Source organism: Aquimarina litoralis (assembly GCF_039523995.1).
GTDB lineage: Bacteria > Bacteroidota > Bacteroidia > Flavobacteriales > Flavobacteriaceae > Aquimarina > Aquimarina litoralis.
The window spans coordinates 94,163-114,985 of the sequence record NZ_BAAAGE010000004.1; the positions used below are offsets into that span (position 1 = coordinate 94,163).

Annotated in this window: 25 protein-coding genes; 7 read left to right on the forward strand and 18 right to left on the reverse strand. The window is 31.5% G+C overall.

Annotation, left to right across the window (positions count from 1 at the left end; genetic code table 11):
* Positions 1-2 precede the first annotated feature (2 nt).
* The 4 genes from ABD077_RS19425 to ABD077_RS19440 are packed head-to-tail and all read right to left on the reverse strand — an operon-like array spanning position 3 to position 3,767.
* Entirely contained in the window at positions 3-1,187 is a 1,185-nt protein-coding gene (locus tag ABD077_RS19425) for a DUF4350 domain-containing protein (RefSeq protein ID WP_343913903.1), read from the reverse strand.
* Complete coding sequence (locus ABD077_RS19430; protein WP_343913904.1) at positions 1,180-1,902, reverse strand: hypothetical protein; 723 nt, start codon at positions 1,900-1,902, stop codon at positions 1,180-1,182. The genes ABD077_RS19425 and ABD077_RS19430 overlap by 8 nt, the downstream gene beginning before the upstream one ends.
* Positions 1,895-2,818, reverse strand: a complete 924-nt coding sequence (locus ABD077_RS19435; protein ID WP_343913905.1) for a hypothetical protein — start codon at positions 2,816-2,818, stop codon at positions 1,895-1,897. Before ABD077_RS19435 ends, ABD077_RS19430 begins: the two co-directional genes overlap by 8 nt.
* A complete protein-coding gene (locus tag ABD077_RS19440) occupies positions 2,799-3,767 on the reverse strand; it encodes a stage II sporulation protein M (RefSeq protein WP_343913906.1) in 969 nt (322 codons plus the stop codon). The genes ABD077_RS19435 and ABD077_RS19440 overlap by 20 nt, the downstream gene beginning before the upstream one ends.
* A 39-nt stretch (positions 3,768-3,806) precedes the next feature.
* Here ABD077_RS19440 and ABD077_RS19445 point away from each other — a divergent pair, with 39 nt between their 5' ends.
* A complete protein-coding gene (locus ABD077_RS19445; protein ID WP_343913907.1) occupies positions 3,807-4,532 on the forward strand; it encodes an RDD family protein in 726 nt (241 codons plus the stop codon).
* 13 nt (positions 4,533-4,545) lie between these two features.
* Here ABD077_RS19445 and ABD077_RS19450 read toward each other — a convergent pair whose 3' ends face one another.
* Complete coding sequence (locus tag ABD077_RS19450; protein ID WP_343913908.1) at positions 4,546-5,310, reverse strand: peptidylprolyl isomerase; 765 nt, start codon at positions 5,308-5,310, stop codon at positions 4,546-4,548.
* A gap of 38 nt (positions 5,311-5,348) precedes the next feature.
* Here ABD077_RS19450 and ABD077_RS19455 point away from each other — a divergent pair, with 38 nt between their 5' ends.
* Complete coding sequence (locus ABD077_RS19455; protein WP_343913909.1) at positions 5,349-5,948, forward strand: NUDIX hydrolase; 600 nt, start codon at positions 5,349-5,351, stop codon at positions 5,946-5,948.
* A gap of 168 nt (positions 5,949-6,116) precedes the next feature.
* Positions 6,117-6,920 (forward strand): lysophospholipid acyltransferase family protein, encoded by an 804-nt coding sequence (locus tag ABD077_RS19460; RefSeq protein WP_299899645.1) that lies wholly within the window; start codon positions 6,117-6,119, stop codon positions 6,918-6,920.
* A 68-nt stretch (positions 6,921-6,988) separates the two neighbouring features.
* Here ABD077_RS19460 and ABD077_RS19465 read toward each other — a convergent pair whose 3' ends face one another.
* Positions 6,989-7,753 carry a YARHG domain-containing protein gene (locus ABD077_RS19465; RefSeq protein WP_343913910.1) on the reverse strand — a complete coding sequence of 255 codons (765 nt, stop codon included), beginning with the start codon at positions 7,751-7,753 and terminating at the stop codon, positions 6,989-6,991.
* Between the two features lie 196 nt (positions 7,754-7,949).
* Positions 7,950-8,366, reverse strand: a complete 417-nt coding sequence (locus ABD077_RS19470; protein ID WP_343913911.1) for a hypothetical protein — start codon at positions 8,364-8,366, stop codon at positions 7,950-7,952.
* A gap of 453 nt (positions 8,367-8,819) precedes the next feature.
* On the opposite strand from ABD077_RS19470, the gene ABD077_RS19475 reads away from it, so the two are divergent.
* The gene (locus ABD077_RS19475) at positions 8,820-10,196 is read left to right on the forward strand and encodes a lactonase family protein (RefSeq protein WP_343913912.1); all 1,377 of its coding nucleotides are present in this window, start codon (positions 8,820-8,822) and stop codon (positions 10,194-10,196) included.
* A 100-nt stretch (positions 10,197-10,296) separates the two neighbouring features.
* On the opposite strand, the gene ABD077_RS19480 is transcribed toward ABD077_RS19475, so the two are convergent.
* From ABD077_RS19480 to ABD077_RS19490, 3 genes are all read right to left on the reverse strand, one after another.
* Positions 10,297-10,482 carry a hypothetical protein gene (locus tag ABD077_RS19480; protein ID WP_343913913.1) on the reverse strand — a complete coding sequence of 62 codons (186 nt, stop codon included), beginning with the start codon at positions 10,480-10,482 and terminating at the stop codon, positions 10,297-10,299.
* A 202-nt stretch (positions 10,483-10,684) separates the two neighbouring features.
* Complete coding sequence (locus tag ABD077_RS19485; RefSeq protein WP_343913914.1) at positions 10,685-10,843, reverse strand: class I lanthipeptide; 159 nt, start codon at positions 10,841-10,843, stop codon at positions 10,685-10,687.
* Positions 10,844-10,989: 146 nt separating this feature from the next.
* The gene (locus tag ABD077_RS19490; RefSeq protein WP_343913915.1) at positions 10,990-12,606 is read right to left on the reverse strand and encodes a helix-turn-helix domain-containing protein; all 1,617 of its coding nucleotides are present in this window, start codon (positions 12,604-12,606) and stop codon (positions 10,990-10,992) included.
* 154 nt (positions 12,607-12,760) lie between these two features.
* Here ABD077_RS19490 and ABD077_RS19495 point away from each other — a divergent pair, with 154 nt between their 5' ends.
* A complete protein-coding gene (locus ABD077_RS19495; RefSeq protein ID WP_343913916.1) occupies positions 12,761-14,635 on the forward strand; it encodes a T9SS type B sorting domain-containing protein in 1,875 nt (624 codons plus the stop codon).
* A 3-nt stretch (positions 14,636-14,638) separates the two neighbouring features.
* Here the strand turns inward: ABD077_RS19495 and ABD077_RS19500 are convergent, their stop codons facing one another.
* The 8 genes from ABD077_RS19500 to ABD077_RS19535 form a co-directional block, all read right to left on the reverse strand.
* Positions 14,639-15,394, reverse strand: coding sequence for a LytR/AlgR family response regulator transcription factor (locus tag ABD077_RS19500; protein ID WP_343913917.1), 756 nt, complete (start codon positions 15,392-15,394; stop codon positions 14,639-14,641).
* Between the two features lie 196 nt (positions 15,395-15,590).
* Positions 15,591-15,896: a 2TM domain-containing protein gene (locus tag ABD077_RS19505; protein WP_219008315.1), complete on the reverse strand. Its 306-nt coding sequence runs from the start codon at positions 15,894-15,896 to the stop codon at positions 15,591-15,593.
* A 44-nt stretch (positions 15,897-15,940) separates the two neighbouring features.
* Complete coding sequence (locus tag ABD077_RS19510; protein WP_343913918.1) at positions 15,941-16,252, reverse strand: 2TM domain-containing protein; 312 nt, start codon at positions 16,250-16,252, stop codon at positions 15,941-15,943.
* 20 nt (positions 16,253-16,272) lie between these two features.
* Complete coding sequence (locus tag ABD077_RS19515; protein ID WP_343913919.1) at positions 16,273-16,587, reverse strand: 2TM domain-containing protein; 315 nt, start codon at positions 16,585-16,587, stop codon at positions 16,273-16,275.
* A 10-nt stretch (positions 16,588-16,597) separates the two neighbouring features.
* Positions 16,598-16,942: a 2TM domain-containing protein gene (locus ABD077_RS19520; RefSeq protein WP_343913920.1), complete on the reverse strand. Its 345-nt coding sequence runs from the start codon at positions 16,940-16,942 to the stop codon at positions 16,598-16,600.
* The gene (locus ABD077_RS19525) at positions 16,932-17,276 is read right to left on the reverse strand and encodes a 2TM domain-containing protein (protein ID WP_343913921.1); all 345 of its coding nucleotides are present in this window, start codon (positions 17,274-17,276) and stop codon (positions 16,932-16,934) included. The genes ABD077_RS19520 and ABD077_RS19525 overlap by 11 nt, the downstream gene beginning before the upstream one ends.
* Positions 17,269-18,621, reverse strand: a complete 1,353-nt coding sequence (locus ABD077_RS19530) for a 2TM domain-containing protein (protein ID WP_299607813.1) — start codon at positions 18,619-18,621, stop codon at positions 17,269-17,271. Before ABD077_RS19530 ends, ABD077_RS19525 begins: the two co-directional genes overlap by 8 nt.
* A gap of 48 nt (positions 18,622-18,669) precedes the next feature.
* On the reverse strand, positions 18,670-19,290 hold the full coding sequence (locus tag ABD077_RS19535; protein ID WP_343913922.1) for a tetratricopeptide repeat protein: 621 nt from the start codon (positions 19,288-19,290) through the stop codon (positions 18,670-18,672).
* A 362-nt stretch (positions 19,291-19,652) separates the two neighbouring features.
* Here ABD077_RS19535 and ABD077_RS19540 point away from each other — a divergent pair, with 362 nt between their 5' ends.
* Complete coding sequence (locus ABD077_RS19540; RefSeq protein WP_343913923.1) at positions 19,653-19,889, forward strand: hypothetical protein; 237 nt, start codon at positions 19,653-19,655, stop codon at positions 19,887-19,889.
* 69 nt (positions 19,890-19,958) lie between these two features.
* Positions 19,959-20,705: a GLPGLI family protein gene (locus tag ABD077_RS19545; RefSeq protein WP_343913924.1), complete on the forward strand. Its 747-nt coding sequence runs from the start codon at positions 19,959-19,961 to the stop codon at positions 20,703-20,705.
* The last annotated feature ends 118 nt before the right edge of the window (positions 20,706-20,823 follow it).

Consider the following 20,823-nt stretch of genomic DNA (forward strand, 5'->3'; position numbering starts at 1 on the left):
TATTATAATCTAAATTCTTCAATTTTTTTGTTTAACTCAACGACGTCTCCTTCATTATGAAGTGTTCTATTGCGTAAACTATTAATATAATCAATTAGTTCTTTTGTTTCGTCTTTAGACTTATTACTTTTAATAGCAAGTCTATGAATAAAGTCGTTATCTAATTTATTGGTATCGATATAAAATTTACTCCTTATTTTTTCCAAAAAATAAGTGATTTTCTGAGCTATTATATTGCTATAATCTTTATGTTGAAAGTATAAATCTCCTATAGTTTTGGTAAATTCTACAGAGGTGTTCTCTAAAGGTTTAATAACAGGGATAATCCTTTGTTCTCTCTTTCCTCTAAAAAGGATGAAAATCAAAACCCCAAGGATCAGTAAATAGTATGCCCACCGCAAGGGTACTTGGTTTAATACAAATCTCATAGGAGATTCGATGACTTTTCTTCCTGATTTAATATAATCATCCCAGTAAAAGGTTTTTGTTTCTAAAAATGAAATAAGCGCTGCTGTATAATGTGCGTTATCCGTTAGCATGTAATAATTAGAAAATGCTTCGGGCAATGTGCTCAAATATAACTTACCATTACCTTCAGAAATCTCAATGAAATTAATTTGATCCAAAGGTTCTAGATCGTTTTTATAATAGCCTAAAGCCTTCGTTTTTAGTGTGTCAAAACTTTCAAAAACAGTTTTGTAAATTTTCTTTTTAAATTTTATGGAATCACTGTTTTTAAAGCTATTAGAAAAAAGACTTGGTGTAATCTCTACCTCGGTCAATTGGTAATCTATGTTGGTTTCTATGTTAAGCGAATCTTTAAACACCTTTCCGAAGCTGGTTCCTGCTAAAAAGACTTTATTTCCAGACCTAACAAATTCTATTAACTTTTCATAAGATCTTTTATCCAGATTAATATCAGAATTTACAAATAGATACGCTGAATTCTCTTGATAAGAGTCGTTCGATAAGAAATCGTAGGGATTTTTGTTGATTAAATTTACTTCACTCTGTTCATTGTAGGTTTTTAATTCTTCAAAAGCAATATAACATCCAAATGGAATTTTATCGCTTGATATGTAGCTCGAGTTCCAATTTATAGGTTTTGGTCGCGCGACCTCAATGATTATAATGGTTAAAAAAGCTAACCCAAATAATATTAATATGTTTCTAGATTTTTTATCCAATTTTCTCTATGTTACCTTTTATTTGATCAAAAGATATTTTTGCATTATCATACTTTTCTTGATTTAAATCAAATTTTCCATACCAGATATATTCATACAAGTAGGAAACCTTTTTAAAAAGTAATCTTAATTGTTCATTTTTAATTTCATTCTGATAATCACTATTCGTTTTTTCAAAATGATAATCGATTAACTTTTTTACCGATAATTCTTGTAAAGTTTTCATATACATATATCTTATCGCTAATCGGTAATCATTTATAGATAGTGCATCTTGTATTAGTTTATCTAAATCTATTTTTTCAATATGTTCCTCTGAAAAATGTATAGGTGCAACTACATTATTTTTTTTGCCAAAAAATGAAGCTACTTCCTTGCCTGCAAGAACTCTAATCAAGATGTAAATAACAATAACTATTAAAACCAAATAAATGAGGTTCTTTAGTATTTCTGCTAATTCAGGACTTATCTCTATACCAAAGATATCTTGTAAGCCATTAAAGAACCAATTAATGATTCTTGCCAAAATATTTTCAGCCTCTCCTTCGGCTGTTGTGTAGTCAAAGTCTTCATCAGAGTACCTTTCTGGAATATCTTCTTTAAATTCATGAATAGGAATTTCGGATGTATCTATAGACACACTAAGAGAATCCGTTTGAGCATATGCGAGATTTACAAATAATGAGATGAATATGTATAGAATAATTTTATTCACTTGCACCAATTTGATCAATCTTTTGTCTTGTATTTATATTATATTTTTCTTCATGAAGGGAATAATATAAAATACCATTTATAAACTGCGAAAGTGATTGTGAATAGGCAATTACCACAAAAAATATACACAATCCAAAAGTATAAATAACCTTTGCTAAAACAGATTCACCGATCGCAGTATCTATACTAACAGCATGGTAAGTATAAACACCAACGATAATTCCTGGGATCATTAAAATCAAAAGAAGAAGCAATCCTACAAGGATACCTAAAATAAAATTGGCACCTACAGTTTTCCAGAAATTACTTTTAATTAAATCCCAGCCTTCTCCAAAAGCATCAATTGGGCTTTTATTTTCATTTAGCATCACCATAAAAGAAATACCGAACCATGCTGTTAATGCAAAACCAATAACATTTTGAACAAGAAACCCAATCAGTGGAATAAAAGATAATACTAAGGAGATAATCATATAGATAACATAAATTACTGCAAGTAGGATGATAAAAATTAATATACGTCCTATATTATTTCCAATAATACTCCAAACTTGTTTTTTGTCTGCTATTACCTGTTTTTGTTCATCATATTTTATCATATAAGAAGAAGCTAAACTATAATTAAGGGCAGCGATAATAATAAAAACAAGACAAAACAAAATGAGACCAAACCCAACTAACATAGCAGATTCATCCTCGCTGCCATTACCAAAACCGGTTTCTACATTATACATACCTATGAAACCAGTTACCATTAGATAACTGATTCCTAAAAGAAGGAAAATAAAAATACCATTATAGCTTATGAAAACATTCGTAAAACTCTTTAGATTAAGTTTAAAAAACTCAAAGTATGTGTTTATAATGTCTCCAAAATCTCTACTTTCTTTTAACTCAATGTAATTCTCTTTCATAAATTTTATTTAGATACCTAGGATATACTATATAGTAGAATATAATCAATGCTAATGAGCTGAATATAATTGTCATTGCCAACCAAACAGGCATATTTGAATATCTGGTAATAAATCCTTCTATAAAACCAGCAATAATAAAAAAGGGAATAGTACTTACCACTATTTTTAAACCATCTTTTGCACCTTTCATAAAAGATACTCTTCTTGAAAATGTTTTAGGGAACAATATGCTATTTCCCATAACAATCCCGGCACATCCTGCAATAACAATTACCGAAATTTCTATTGTACCATGGAGCCATACAGATTTGGAGGCCTCAAATAAAAGTCCTTTTGTATAGAAAAAGGTCATAAACGCACCAAGCATGATACCATTACTAAATAATACGTAGACAGTTCCTAAAGAGGTAATTACCCCAAAAGCATATGCTATAAAAGCTACCCTAATATTATTTATGGTAATTCCCAAAAATGATCCAACCATACTACCACTTTTATATATTCCCGTGGGATCGCCTTTTTCTATATTATTTAGAGTTTCATTTACATATGCATCGCCAAGAATAAGTCTTAGAAAAGAAGAATCGTTAATAGCAGAAATCACACCAATACAGCAGGCTATAGAAAAAACTAAAAATGTGAATAACAGTGTTTTTTGATGCTGATAAAAGAAAAGGGGGAATTCCGTCTTCCAAAATTCCACAATCCTATTTTTACTTTCTTTTTTATTTATGTAGATTTTTTGATGTGCTTGAGAAGCTAAAGAATTTAAGTATAATAGTGTTTTGCTATCAGGGTAATATGTCTGTGCATATGACAAATCATTTGTTAAATGAACATAATACTCAGCAAGTTGATCTGGGCTAATCCTTAAATTTTGTGTAATAGCTTTTTCAAAAGCGATCCATTTTTCTTTATTTTGCTTTACAAAAGCTGCTTCCCGCATTGATCAATTTTTTACTCAAATATAATTAGTTAAATATAAATGGCAAATATAGCAATCAATACAACACAAAATGTAAACTTAGATTATAAAACTGCGGGAATTGGGGAAAGAATGCTTGCTTTTTTAATCGATTTTGCAATATTTTGGCTTTATCTATTTATTGTCAATTATATTACATCACTAATTGGTACTGCTTTTTCTGATAATTGGACCGTATTCGGAATTCAATCTTTATTGTTTTTACCTGTTTCTTTTTATTCATTGTATATGAATATTATTTTTAATGGTAGGACTGTAGGTAAAATGTTATTGAAAATAAGAGTTGTAAGAGTAGATGGGTTGCCTGTACATTGGAGTAATTATTTGGTGAGATGGATGCTTAGACTAGTTGATATTTGGATTTTTCTTTCATCCGTAGGTGTACTTAGTATTATATTTTCTAATAAGCATCAACGACTTGGAGATGCTGCTGCGGGTACTATTGTGATTCGTACTAAACAAAAAGTAAAAATTTCACACACCATTCTCGAAGATCTTAATGAAGATTATGAACCTAAGTTTCTAAATGTAACTCAGCTTACAGATAAAGATGTAAGATTGATCAAAGAAACATATCGTATTGCAGTTAGATCTAATGACTATCAGACACTCACAGCTTTACGAAACAAGGTAGAAGATGTACTTCAGGTGAAATCAGAATTGTATGATCGCCAGTTTTTAGATATTGTCTTAAAGGATTATAATTATTTTACTCAGAAATTATAGATTCTTTAGTGAATTATCGAATCACTTCTGCTTTTATAAAAATGTTTTCCTTTGGCCATTCACTTCCGTCTACTGGCACATTAGAAATTTTATCAGCTACGTTCATTCCTTTTACCACTTTACCAAAAATGGTATGTTCTCCATCTAAGTGATGTGCACCTAGCTTGGCAATTACGATAAAGAATTCATAAGGTGTAGAACGATTGGAAGGATTGTCGACCCATTGTTTAGAAAGGGCAACCGATCCACGATTATGAGTTAGTCCTTTAATAGGTTCCTGAGGTAGAGTGTAATCACCAATCTCATGACGTTTTTGCGCCATTTGTTTTCGATCACTATTTCCTCCTTGTATTACAAACCCCTTAGCAACTCGATAAAAAAATGTCTCGTCGAAATATTTTTCTTTCACCAGGTATATGAAATTTGCACGATGAATAGGAGATTCTTTATAAAGTTGTATATCAATATTCCCGAATTTGGTTTTTACACGAACTAAGGTTTCTGGGTTATTTTTACCATATTCTAATAAGAATTCTTTCATATTCTCATTAGAAAGTTTGAAAGGTTCTTCTTCTTTTTTTTTCGTTACGTTTAAAGTCTTGGAGTCGTTTTTAGCTGTAGTATCCTTGGGTTTTTGTTGTTCAACCTCTTTGGAAGAAGTCTCTTTTTGATTTTTGAGTACATTCTCTTTAGTTTTTTTAGAATGTGTATCTTCACAACTGCAGAAAATTAAAGAAATAATACAACTACCTATTAAAATTACTTTGGTAAATGACATTCGAAACATTTAAAAGTTTGATTCCAAAAATACAGAAAATGTCAGTACCTGGAGAATCTTCTCATTTTATAATGGCTCCTGAAATTCGAAAGCAAGAACTGTATAAAATTAAAATTGAAGAAAGAAATCCTAGGAATGCTGCTGTTCTAATGCTTTTTTATCCAAAAGACCATCAGACCTATCTGGCCTTAATACTTCGTCCGACATATGAGGGAGTACATTCTGGGCAAGTAGCATTGCCTGGCGGTAAAGTTGAAGAATCAGATCATAGCTATGAATCTGCAGCATTGCGAGAAACCTGGGAAGAAATTGGAGTACCTTCTAATATTATCGAAGTACTAAAATCATTGACTAAAGTGTACATTCCACCTTCAAATTTTTGGGTACATCCGTTTCTAGGATATACCCAGTCATTACCCAATTTTGTGCCTCAGGAAGAAGAAGTGGCCAAAGTTATAGAAGTATCGCTGTCACAATTACTGGATGATCAGTATGTGATTTCTAAAAAATTATCAACTTCCTATGCAGAAAATATCGAAGTACCTTCCTTTGAATTAAATGGTTACGTAGTTTGGGGTGCAACAGCAATGATGCTTAGTGAACTTAAAATGCTCTTAAAATCTGCTATAGAACACTGATTTTGTATATTTGGCACCTGATTTCTTCTGAATATTTAGAAGAATTTAACTGAAATTATATCTATTATATGATTAATTGTAATTAGTTTTAATTGTAACTAATTAAAAATCAAGAGCTGTTTGTGTACAGATGATTAAATGATAGATATTAGGTAAATAAAATTTTTTATGGGATTATTTAAAAGAAATCCTTTTGGTCATATATTATTTTTAAAAACCTGGCTTATTAGAATCATGGGAGCTATGACGCATAGACGTTATAGAGGTTTTAATGAATTACAGATAGAAGGAAGCGAAATTTTTAAAGATCTTCCTGATAATAATGTTCTTTTCGTATCTAATCATCAAACATATTTTGCTGATGTAGTGGCGATGTTTCATGTTTTTAATGCTAGCTTAAGTGGTCGTACGGATTCTATTAAAAATATAGGATACTTATGGAAACCTAAGTTAAATCTGTATTACGTTGCCGCTAAGGAAACTATGAATGCAGGTTTACTAGCAAGAATTTTGGCGTATGCTGGAGCTATAACCGTAGAAAGAACCTGGAGAGAGAAAGGTAAAGACATCAATCGACAGGTGAAAATGAGTGATATTACCAATATTAAAAGAGCACTTGAAGATGGTTGGGTGATTACATTTCCGCAGGGAACTACCAAACCCTTTAAACCTATTAGAAAAGGAACAGCTCATATTATTAGACAATATAAACCTATTGTAATTCCTATAGTGATTGATGGATTTAGAAGGTCTTTTGATAAGAAAGGTATTAGAATCAAGAAACGAGGTATTCTACAATCGATGGTAATTAAAGAACCATTACAAATTGATTATGAAAACGATTCTATAGATGATATTGTTGGTAAACTAGAATTTGCGATAGAGCAACATCCGTCTTTTCTAAAAGTAATTCCAAAAGAAGAAATTGAGGCAGAAGAAGAATTAAATAAAAAGCGACAGTGGGAGTATTAGAACAAAAATAGTAAGTAGTTTGTTTTATCATTATTCTTTACGTGTAAACCGAATAATAAAAAAAAATATTATCCTGCAACGACAACTTTATGAAATTTATAAGAGCAATTATTTTCTACAGTAAACTCTATGATAATAGATTGTTCTGAAATCTGATCCTCTTCTCCTTTTTCTTTATATAAAGAACAGTTATTTATCTGGATAGAGATCCACTTATTTTCATCATCATATCTCAGAAAAATTTCATCTTCGCATTCATCATCTTTTATATGGTCTAAATCCCAGTTTCTGTGTAAATAGTATGTTTTAGAAAAGACATATCCATCCTCATCAGTTTTCAAATCATTAATATCTATACTCTTTAAAAAATTCTTTAACTCCTTTTTAAATATTCTATATCTACCCAAAAAGTCAAAATCACTTTTTGCTAATTCAGGTTTTAATTTTTTAATGGTCTTTTTAAGACAATTTGATGATTTAGCGGTTTTTTGAGTAGCGTTCGAAGTATATTGTTTTTCTACTTTTTTGATAAGTTCAATATTTTGTTTCTCAATATCAGTAAGTTTGATTTCTTTTTGTTCATTTGGTTTGTACCAATTCTTCTTCAAAAAATAATCATTTAGAATAGCATCTTTAAAAACATAACCTTTTCTTGCAAATATTTCATTTCTTAAAAGCCTTAATTCCGTTGCCGTTTTTCCTTCTAATTGTTCTGTAGTTATTAAGCTTTTTGTAATATCTCCTGTAAACTTTGTTGAATCTTTTGTATTGTTTTCTTGTTGTTGACAACAACAAAGAAATAGCATGATGATATACAGAAGTGACTTTCTCATGGTGTAATTATAGCTTAACGTTGGTATGGACAAAATATGATATTGTTTTTAATTTTGGTCCAATTTTTTTAGCAAAAAAACAATTTTATAAGTCCATGATATGTGTCAAATTAACATCAAATAACGATAGCATCTTAATTCTAAAGAAGAATTAAGATGCTATTCGTTTAAGTTTAGTGTTTTATACTTTTAAGTTTTAAAGAGTAAGGTCTACATCCCCAGAAACTAGATTTATGTGACAACAATCTGAGCTTATAACATAGTTGCTTCTAATAACTTCTTGATTGTCGATAAATCCTCTAAATTGAATTTCTTGTTGTAAGTTCACTCCAATGCTTCCATCTTCTACCAAAGGATATCTCCCTTGTCTTATACTTTCTTCAAGTTCCTCAGGAAGCAATGAAACGGTAATATTTTCATTAGTATCAAGATTGATAACTTCAAATGAATCTAGTTCTACAGGATCTTGATTTTCATCGGTAATAGTTACCGAAATTCGTATGAGTACTAAGGTACAGGCTACATCATCACATACATCTTCGTCACAGGACATCTGAGAAGTTGCCAATAGAAGCGATAGTGCTATGGCAATTAATTTAAATGGTTTGTTCATTGTTTTTTTGCTTTTTTATTAGATGTGAAAAATTATTATTGGTTGCGTAAGCGCTAAGTTTCTGTTAGCTAGCTAACATTTCCCCAGAAATACGTTTGTTAAAGCCTTCTATGTAAAGTGTTAATGTTCTTATAAAGTCAGCTGTTTTGGGTTTACTACTGAAATATTGTTAAATGACATATAAAAATTTGTTTTTCAGTTGTTTAGTAGTGGTTAGGGATTTTAAACACTTTTGCTGAAGGATAATTGTTGTCTGTTAAGATTGTAAGTAAGCAAAAATCAAAGCGTACCAAATTATAGTCAAGAATTTTAAAGAGTAACATACTTCCTTTCTTGATGTTTACATCATATTCGGCCGAATAGAAAGTAGATAAAAAGAATATGTTTTGAAATTTATTAAAACAATATTCAACACGTAACGTAAACATAGACTTAAACACAAAAAAGAATAAAATGAAAAATCTAAAATTAAGCTTATATGCGCTTTTGGCCGTAACCCTAATAGCTACTTCTTGTAATGACGATGATGATGTGATCTCAGATGGAGGAGGAGAGCCTGATGCGTTTGTTGGAGCTGTATATGCAATGACAAATGGAAATGGGCAGATTTCTGGAATTGTGCAGGGAGCGAATACTATTGTTTCTTATGGAAGAAATGCAGATGGGACCTTAACACCAATTGGTCCTGTATCTACTGGTGGAAATGGAGGAGATTTTGATGGAGGGGAAGGATTGGATCCATTAATTTCTGCATATGCACTTACAAAAACCGATGATAATGAAAACTTACTGGCCGTGAATGCCGGTAGTAATACCATCACATCATTTAATATTCAAGATGATTTCTCTTTAGAAATGGCTGGTACCCCGCAGCCCACTGGAGCAGAAGGTCCTAATAGTATTGCTTATACAGCTAGTAATGCAGATGGCGTAAAAGGAATTGTGTATGTATCTAATATCTCTAGAACAGAGTTTTTGGGCGAAGGAGAACCAGGACAACAAGGAACAGTAACTGGATTCTGGTTGTTAGAAGATGGAACTTTATCCCCGATTGCAGGTTCTACCAGAAATTTAGCAAACAGACCTTCTGCTGTTCAGTTTTCACCAGATGGTAATTGGTTAGTAGTAGCATCTATAAATTCTGGAGCAGCAGCATTAGCTTCTGGAAACGAAGATGAACTTGTGATATATGCTGTGAATAATGATGGTACCTTATCCGCTAATCAAGTAGCAGGAGCAACCTCAACACTTAGAGATAATGTAGAAGGTAGAAATCTACCATCAGCCATAGGATTTCAGATTGTTGGTAATAACTATGTAGTAGTAACAGAAGCTAGAGAATTTCAACCAGACGGAACTCCACCAGCATTCCCTGCTTTGCAAGATGGATCCGTATCTACTTGGCAAATTCAGGGTGATGGAAGCTTAAGTCCTATTAGTCTGGATGTGAGATCTGGAGAAGGAAATACCGGAAGAACTGCTTGTTGGTTAGATTTTACGGCAGATGGAAGTACTTTCTTTGTTTCTAATGCTATAGAAGCAGGATTGGCATCTTTTAGTTTTAATAACGGAGTAGTAACCTTATTGGATCAGGTAGCTGCGCAAGGAGTAGGAGCCACAGGTAATACTACAGATCCTGCTGCTGCATTCGGAACTACCGAAGGATGGATTGATATGTGGATTAGCGATGATGGCCAATACTTATACCAATTATATGGACTAGACGGTACTATCGGAATTTATAGAGTTAATGGACAATCCTTAGAGTTCATTGGTGAAGCATCCGGAAACTTACCAGACACCAATACACAAGGTATTGTGGCGATATAAAAATTAAATTGTTTGTTTTAGTAATTATTATTTTTCCTAAAACCCCAAAAGATGAGTCGTCTTTTGGGGTTTTTATTGAATTGATAAACCAAATGAGTTATTACATAATCTGGCAATATCCCCAATGACAGAAGAATTCTTCATACTCGAATCCTGGGATTCCGTTTAAGGAACTACAATCAGAATGACTACGACATTGCATACCTGTGTTACCTCCATTAATCGTTTTTTGTTCTTCTTTTTTTAGTGTTGTTACTCCTGTAGTGTTTAAAAGATTTTTAAGCATGATTATATGTTTTAAATACCTACTCTGTTGCTAAGGTTTTCGGTTACCCCTTGTTAAAATATAGCCAGAAAGCTATTTTTGTTCTGATACCAAAGTAATAGTAGATCAACCGCTAAAAAAAACAAGTATTGGCTATTTTAAACAAAATAGCCATAAAAAAACCTGCAAATTTTGCAGGTTTTTTTGAGGTTGAAATATATTCTTATTTTCTATCAAAGCAATAACCATATATTTCACCGTCATCCGGTTGTTCGCTGGTCATGACACTAGTTCCTCCTTCAATAGTTCTCATGGTATCAATGTTAATCCTTGCTATCGTTAGTTTTTTTAGGGTGATCTTTTGTGTCTTTCTTTTTTTCATAATAAGAATTGTTTGATTGTTAGTAAAACATCTCTTTCTTTTCGAGACATTCTCATCCAGAAATAAATGTATTTCGGTAGAAATATATTTGGTTTTCAGGAGCTATGGTAGTCTTATATGGCTAAATTGTTTAAAATAGCGATCATTTATACCTTGATTTCTGAAGCTGTTTCTTGTTTGTTTAAACTCTTGATATAGAAGGATGGATTGATCCCTGTTTTAGCTTTAAAATGTTTTACCAAAGAGTAACTACTTTTATACCCAATCTCCGTGGCTATGGATTGTATGGCATAGGATCTGAATTTTGTATCTTCTTGTAATCTCTTTAAAACATAGTTGATTCTAAGATCATTGATATACTCCGTAAAACTTTTTTCTTTGTATTGATTGATGGTTTGTGATAAATAGGTGGTATTTGTTTTTAGCTTCTTTGCCATAGTTCGCAAATTGCAATCTGATTTTAGAAAATATTCCTGAGTCTCTAATTTTTCTATTCCTTTGATAATTTCTTTGATCTTTTGATCATCAATAAAAATCTCTTTTTTGGTGAGTCCCTTTACTACTGTTTGCTTGTTTATAGATTCTAATTGATTGATTTCTTGCATTAAGTTTTGAAATACAACATTATTGGATTTTTGCTTTTTGATATAACCGTATGTAAGGATTATTAGTGCTAAAGAAATTATAAACAAAAAAATAAACAATCTGGTTTTTGCTTGTCGCTGATCATTTTCGAGATCTGTTATTTTTTGTTCTAATTGGTTAGTTTCTTTTTCATGAATGATATCTATTGTTTGATCCTTATCTTTTTGATAGGCTTCATTAAGTTCCATATATTTATTTTGCCAAAAACTTCCTTTTTCGTAATCCTTTTTTTCGTTGTAACAATTAGCTAAAAGTAAATGTGCTCTTATCGCAGGAGGTTTAAAGAAATCTGTTTCTTCGAAATTATTGATGCCATCTTCTAGTATAGGAATTGCTTTATCATATAATCCTTGCTCATAATAACAACTAGCTGTATAGTAGGTGGTGTTTATAATAGGAAATGCTTTGTTACTAATTTCTTGAGTAGTTAATATATCTTTAGCTTTTAATAAATAATCTAGAGAAGCATTGTATTGTTTTTTATGATAGTACACCATTCCTTTTTTGATATACAAATCCAGAATAGCTTCTTTATATGAAAGTTCTTTACTGATTTCTAATGCTTTTTCTACATAAAATAGGGTAGAATCATATTCTTCTCTAGCCAAATACACTTCACTGCTAAGTACAAGAATACTTACATGTGCACCTTTTCGATACATATTTGTTTTTGGAATGATTTCAAGAGAACGAAGCGCAATGTTTAATGCTTTTTCCGACCTATTCATTCTTCTTAAAATAACAATAAGTCCAGCATTAGCTTTTACTTCTAACTCTTCATGCTCTGTAAATTCAGCAAATTCTAATCCTTTTGTATACTCCTGCAGTGCATCCTTATTTTTACCATTTCTTAAGTGTATATGTCCTTTTAATGTATGTATAATAGATACTAAAGAATCATTTTTGAGTTCTTTGCTGATTTTTAAAGCCTGATCATAGAATTGCATACCTACATCATAATCTTCAGAACTATATAAATCAAATCCTTTGTCAACTAAAGAAAAGGCTTCTTGCAATTCATTGTTTTCTTGAGAAAAAATAGAGGTAGTACAACTAAAAAATACAACTATGATACAAAAGAAATATCTGGTGTTAATGAATGGGTATAGAGTAATCATTGAGATGGTTTATGAATATTGTAAAAGTGGATGTGATGTTGTTCCCTTTTAAAATTTGCAACGTTATCTACTTTCTATTGCAAAATACTTAAAAATTTAAAGTTTGTACTGGGATACCAGTTGTCTATTTACGGTAATAGTCTATATTCGGATTATGAAGCTATCTCATTGCACTTTTTGTGTTCTGTTATTACTATTATTTTCTAGGTTTACCGTCGAGGCCCAATTGGGCTTTTGTAATGGAAATTCTGGTGACCCAATTTTTAATGAAACTTTTGGAACAGGAACGAACATTGGCCCAGCTTTACCTCCTGGTAGTACTACGTATAGATATATAAATACGGCACCAGATGATGGTGCTTATACGATTTCTAGTTTTACTGGATATTTTGATTGGCATGATACCGATGATCACACACCCGGAGATACCAATGGAAAATGTTTTATTGTAAATGCTGATTTTACAGCAGGAGAATTTTTTAGAAGACTAGTAACAGGATTATGCGAGAATACTTCTTATGAGTTTTCGGCTTGGCTTTTAAATTTATTACCGTCTAGTGGATGTGGCGGAAATGGGATTCCAGTGAATGTGAATTTTCAGATATGGGATATCACTAGTACTAATTTACTAGCATCAGGTAATACCGATGATATTTTTTCTACAGAAGATCCAAATTGGGAACAATATGGTTTAGTATTCCAAACGTTACCTGGCCAAACTTCTGTTGTATTAAGAATGAGTAATAATGGAGATGGTGGTTGCGGAAATGATTTAGCCATCGATGATATTGTTTTTAGAACATGTGGAGACTTTATCGATGTTACGGATACGCAAAATAATTCTAGTATTAATGTATGCGAAAGTGATGCTCCAATTTCGGTAACTTTAACTGCAACTCCTGATTTTTCTATTTATACATCTCATGCGTATCAATGGCAAGAAAGTTCTGATAATGTTAATTGGACTGATATCTCAGGAGAAACGAATGAGATATTTACGACTCCAGCGTTAACAACTACCACTTATTATAGAGCAAAAGTTGCAGAAGATGCCATAAATCTCGCTAATCCATTATGTATTGCGTTATCAGAAACATATGAAGTAAATATAATAACACAGCCTATTGCTCCTGTGAGTAATGGAAATGTTATTAATTGTGATAATGAAAATCAAGGAGTTTCTGTAAATGTTCCAAATGGAATTACCGTAAACTGGTATGATAGTGCAGTAGGCGGAAATCTTTTACAATCCAATACTACAACATATATTACCGATCTAGCTGGTACTTACTATGCCGAGGCTATTTCTGAACTGGGCTCTTGTATATCTAATACTCGAACTGCCGTTAGCTTGGATTTTTTTGAATCTCCAGAAGTAACAGATGAAGAAACTTCATTTTGTTCAGGAGGAAGTGTGGTATTGGATGCTGGAATTACTAATGTAACGTATTTATGGAATACTGGTGAAACAACTTCTAATATTACTGTAAATGTTGAAGACACCTATACTGTAACAGTTACAGATAGCAACATGTGTTCTAGTGTGAAGACTATTGTAGTTACAGAAAGTGAAGCTCCTGTCATTGAGGCTATTACATCTATTGGAGATACTATTACTATTATAACTGCCAATACTGGTGAATTTGAGTATTCTGTGGATGGAATCAATTACCAAAGTAGTAATGTCTTTACTAATTTAGAAGGTGGTTTGTACGAAGTAATGGTTAGGGAAATAAATGGATGTGGTACGGATTCTGAAGAGTACATATTACTAGTATACCCGGAATTTTTCACACCTAATAACGATGGTGTTAATGAGTTATGGCAGATAGAAGGAATACAACAATTTCCTACGGCTTCTATTTATATCTACGATCGCTATGGTAAACTATTAAAACAATTACTTCCTGATAGTACAGGTTGGAATGGTACTTATCTAGGTAGACAAATGCCTTCTTCCGAATATTGGTTCCGAGCAGATTTACGGGACAGGTCTAGTGTTACTGGACATTTTTCTTTGATTAGGTAATACTTACTCTAACCAATCTTTAAAATCCTTTACACGCTCTCTAGCTACTATGATTTCTTGTTCACTAAAGTGATGTAACTTTATTTGTAATCTAGAATTTGTATAAGAGATGATATCATTTATTGCATTGATATTGATATAAAACTTTCGGTTCACCCTGTAAAACTGTTTTGGATTTAGCTCATCTTCTAATGACTCTAAAGTAGTATCGATTAAATAATTTCGATTTTCTTTGGTGTGTAGATAAGTGCCTTTATTTTCAGAATAGAAACATTCTATATCTTCTACAGAAAATATTTTAAGATGCTGACCTACACGAGCTGTAAATCGTTTCTTATATTCTCTATCCATAGGATTAATCAATAATTTTTTGATATCCTCGAAATCTACTTGTAGAGAAGGAGTACTAGGTAATTGTTCTTTGTATTTTTTGACTGCTGATTCTAACTCTTCATCATCAATAGGTTTCAGCAAATAATCAATACTATTTAATTTAAAGGCTTTTAAGGCATATTCATCATAGGCAGTCGTAAAAATAATAGAGCTCTTGATAGTAATAGAATCAAAAATCTCGAACGATAGCCCATCACTTAACTGAATATCCAGAAAAATAAGATCAGGATGTGGGTTATTACTAAACCATTCTATAGATTCACTTACAGAATGTAACATAGTATCAACTTTAATATCCAAATCATCAAGCATACGACTTAGTCTTCTTGCCGCGGGTTTTTCGTCTTCTATTATGAGTACGTTCATATTTTGTTTAGATTGTTAGGTTGTTAGGTTGTTAGATTTTTAGAATGTACGATGAATTAGATTATTGTTTTTTTATGTGATTTAGCCTTTATGTTTGTAAAAGCTGATTAACTATATTTATGGTAATATAGCAAAAAAGATCAGGTTACATGTGCTAATCTCACACTCCAGTAATCCAACAATCTAATCATCTAGCTTATTCCCAAAGTTGCTTTTCTCTATCTTCTTCATCCATATACTTTCGTATTCTTCGCTCTTCCCAATCTTTATCAAACATAGGATTGATTCTATAAGCTTTTACCGCATGAAATGCTAAGCCGATTCCCCAACCAAATGCAGCCCATAAAAACCAAGCGTACCGCCATTCATTTTGATAATAATTTAATCCTGCTAAAAATCCTATAATAATGATATATGAAAATAGGTTGTTATAAAATTTCTTTAGCTCGTCTACGCGCTCTTTTGCACGTTCGTATCTTTTTTGTTCTTCAAAATCTTTCATTGGTTACTGTTTTGTTAGTTATTGTATTATTTTACATCGAATGATCATACATCTAGTGTATCATCTTCGTCCATAAGCTCTTTTATTTTCCTTTGTTCCCAGCTTTTTCCAAAAACAAAATTGCGTTTAAAGACCCTCAGTCCATGAAATAGCAATCCTATTCCCCAAAAAAATGGAGTAGCATACAAATGCCATTGCCCCCAATTTTTAAATCCCTGACTGCTAAAGTTGGTGTTGATAAAAAGAATGATGATATTGATAACAATATAAAAAGTAAGGTGTGTATAGAAACCTCTTTCATCATCAACTCTTTTTTTAGCTTCTTTATATCTCTTATCTTCTTCTATTGGTTTCATGACGAATAGTATCATGATTTTTATAGAAAATTATTAAACTTTTCTTTATCCAAAATCTCCTTGATTTTTCTTTCTTCCCATTGTTTGCTAAATATTATGTTAGGGTTGAAAACCTTTACCCAATGAAAGAACAAACCAATACCCCAGAAAAACGGAGTGATATATAAATTCCAGTTAAAGAAGTTACTAAAACCATTATCTAAAAAATCAGCATTGATAAATAACAAGAAGACATTGACGATTACATAAGCGGTAAAATGGCTATAGAAACCTTTTTCTGCTTCAACTCGTTTTTTTGCGTTTAAATATTTCTGTCTTTTTTCTAAATTTTCCATGATTCTTTTTTTATTGGTTAGTATCGTTCATTAGTTCTTTGATCTTTTTTTCTTCCCATTTCTTACTAAATAAAGAAAGGGTAAATGAATTTTTCGTCAATTTTCTATCTCTAAATACCCATAACCCATGTGCAAGTAAGAATACTCCCCATAATACTGGAGAACTGATCAAATTAATCACTAAATATCCATCATATATATACTCTTGAAATTGTAAAATTACCGCTGTAATAATTACGTTAATTACCAAGTAAACACCCAAATGTGTATAAAATATGCGCTCTTCTTTTACTCGTTTTTTAGCGTACTCATATCTTTTATTTAATTCTGATGTTTCCATGATGTTACAATTCATTGTTTTTATTCATAAACTCTTCAATCTTTTTTTCTTCCCATTCTTTGCTAAAAATAGAGCGATTAAAAAGCTTTCCTAATCCATTTTTATGTCTAAATGTCCATAATCCATGTCCTAATAATCCTATTCCCCATAACACTGGAGTACTTACTACATTCCACGGCAGGAAGTCGTTGTATCTTTCACTATTCACATAATCGCCTATTTGTATCTTAAAAATAAAAATGATAATATTCATTACTACATATACTGTGGCGTGTGTATAGAATCCTCTTTCTTCGGCTACGCGTTTTTTTGCGCGATTGTAGGCTTTTCTTTTATCCATCTTATTCATAATCTCCTCTTTTAGATTCTTCCATATACTTTCTGATTTTCTTTTTTTCCCAATCTTTACCAAATATTGGGTGATGATCAAATGCTTCTGCATAATGGAAGATTAATCCTAATCCCCAACCTGCCATTGGAAAAATAAACCAAGGAAGACCAAAACCAGTGGTTTTATAATTAATGAATATCAAGAACGGAATTACGATGCAGTAAGCGACCAAACTTCCGTAGAATTCTTTCATTTTCTTTACTCGATCTTTAGCTCTTTTATATTTTAGGTCTTTTGCGATTGCTATATTTTGTGATGTTGTCATATCGATTGATGTTATTTTTTTAGTTAATATCGGGAGCTTTGCAATGAAAGCTGTCTCAGTCTTGAATACAGAAAACTCTCTTTTGGTAAGTAATCCATATCGTTGCTGTACATTTCCTAAACCTACACCGCTGCTTTGTTTGATAACTTCTTTGGTTTGTAAGTTGTTTTCTACAATTAGAAAACCATCATCTTCATAAATTTTGATATGTAGTGGTTTATCTGGCATTACTACATTATGTTTAATGGTATTTTCTAATAAAATCTGCAAAGACAGGGGAACTACTTTGGCCTCGGGATTAGAAGCTTTTTCAGGCATTTCAAAAATAATGCTGTCTTCAAACCTAAGCTTTAACAAGGTCATATATGTTTTTGCAAATTTTAGTTCTTCATCTACGGTTACTAATTCTTTATCTTTTTGTTCTAATACATATCGATATACTTTAGATAACGATGTGGTAAACTTTTGAGCCATTCTTGGATTTTCATCAATTAATGATGTCAAAACATTTAAGCTGTTAAACAAAAAGTGAGGATCTAATTGATTTTTTAGAGCGTCAAATCTTGCTGATGCAGTACCAGCTATTATTTTTTGTTCGGTTACCTTTTTTTCTTGTAAGGCTTTATAAAAGTAAATGGTATGAAAGAACAACGAAATAATTGCTGTGATCAATAGTGGGAATACATAATCTCCAAAAGATTGATCTGCTAAAAACTCATTAGTGGTTTGTCTTTGTAGCACTACAACACTTGCAATAAACTCACAGATAAAGTATCCTAACATGGTTACTACTATAGAGCCGCCAGCACCAATTAATATTCGTTGTATCCCTTTATTTTTCCATTCGAATTTATAATTGATATATCTAAAATATAATACGTTGATATACGTAAGAAAGAAACTATATAAGAAGTTGATAATCCAGTATTGTATGCTTAAGAATCTATCAATTTTAAAACCGTTAGCGAATAAGTTAACGATAGTTATTGCGATAGATACTCCGAATGCAATGATCAGTACTCTTCTTAAATCCTTCATAGTATAATTTTGGTATTATATCGAATCGATGAACAAGTCTGCTAAGCCTTATTCGCAGTTTTGTTGTATCCTTTTTATCTGATCTTTTCCCCAATCTGGATAAAAAGGTGTTGTGTTCGATTCTTTTTCAAAGTACAAGATAGCTTTTTCTATTTCAGGACAAAAGGCCTTTGGATCCTTACCCCAGAATTTAGCAGCTCCCATTTGCCACTCTGCATGATATAAGGTTGCTCTTGGGTTTTCGGGCTCTATTTTTTTTGCTCTTTGATATAATTCTTCGACTTTAGGCGAATGTGTCATTCCATATTTTGTTCCATCATACACTACATATGCTGTATTTAGCATTGCTTCTAGAATTAAAATTTCAGCATTGTCTTTGGAAAAGGTCTTAGCTTCATTCAAATAATTCTGAGCTTTCTTTAAACGGGATTCAATTTCCTCAGCGTCTTTAGTATTAAATGTTTTTATAATATGTATTTGCGCTGCATAATAAAAAGGTAACCAATTGTCTTTTTCTGCTCTGCCGATTCGTTCGAATAGATTTGCCGCCTCGTCATTTTTTTGATTGCCCCAAAGTTCAAAAGCTTTTCCCATTCCTTTTTCGTATGCTTGTTGTGCATTTGATGTTAGTACTATAAAAAATGAAGCTATAAGGATAATTGTTTTCATAATTTGTTGTTGTTTTAGTTTTACTTAGTTATTGTTGTCAGTCTGAGCCTGTCGAAGACAAGAGTTTTCTTTTTTTATAATTTCACTTCGACAAGCTCAGCGTGACAATTGTTTTAGTTTTACACTGTAAATATCCCTCAACATCAGAAAATTTGGAATTAAATCATACCGAACTGTAGTTTATAATGGATGAATTGTAGTAGAAAACTTTTCTCATCTTATTTTTAAATAAATGTGGCAAAGAACTTGTTAAGAAGATATAATAAGTTAAATAAAATTTTACGGTAAAGCCGTAATTGATCACCGGTAAAAACCGTATGTTTGCAATCGTTAAATAATTGTTAATTTTAAAAACTTTAAAAATGAAAAAAGTTTTATTGGCTGCGGCCTTAATTGGGGGAACATTTTTCTCTGCTAATGCAGAAGGGAATGAGATTGCTAATGATGATTTACCAGGATGCGTAACTACTAGAGAAATAGTAGAGGTACATACTGTGTATTTTCCAAACGGAAATAGTGCAACTGAATATGTTTACGGAAATGTAACAAGATGTACCAGTGCTGTTGTTACTGGAGTTGCAGTAAAGGTTATAAAGTAATTTATTCTTTTTGAACACAGGGTGGAACAACAATTTCCACCCTGTTGTTAAATTTAATTAAACACCAAAATGAAAAAAAACATATTGATTTTATTTTTATTCATCACATCATCCATGATATCTCAAGAGCTTTCGATTGTGTATGAGGAGAAAATAAATAATCCTAATCAATCATTTACTGATGATTGGTATTTAGATTACGATTCTGGAAAATCACTTTATTATCCAAAAGATGAAATAAAGGATTATGAAGAACCGCAAACTATAGAGGTAGAAGGAGAAAAATATAATATAACTGCTAAAATTTTTAGAAATTTTGATATTGTTTATTTCAATCAGATAGATGATATCCAGATATCACAATTACATGCATCTGGTGAGGATTATGTAGTTAGTGAAGAGTTAAAAAGATATTCTTGGGAAATATTAGATCAAGCTAAAAAAATAGATAGTTATAATTGTAGATTAGCAACTAGAATTGATGAGTATGGATATGAAGTTAAAGCTTGGTATACGGAGGATATCCCATTATCCACAGGTCCAGCTGGTTATCATGGTCTTCCAGGTTTGATTTTGGAGTTAGAATATGGTTTTAAGCATGTAACTGTAAAGACAATTTCCTTCGAAGCAAAGTCAAAAATAGTTAAGCCTAACAAAGGGACTAAAATGACTAGAGAAGAATATAATGCTTTAAGAGGTATTTTGATGCCTAAAAATAGTAGCGAAACTACTGTGGAACAAGAAGGGAATACTACAATTACGACTACTGTTATACATGAAGTGAAAACAACTAGTGCTCCTAAAAAAAAGAATTAATTTAATTAAAGTAAAATTAGATTAAGATTTTTGAAGATTATATAAGCTCCAAAATTTATAAATTGAGAATATCAATATTTATCATTTTTATTTGTTTTTTTTTCAATCTTTCTCACAG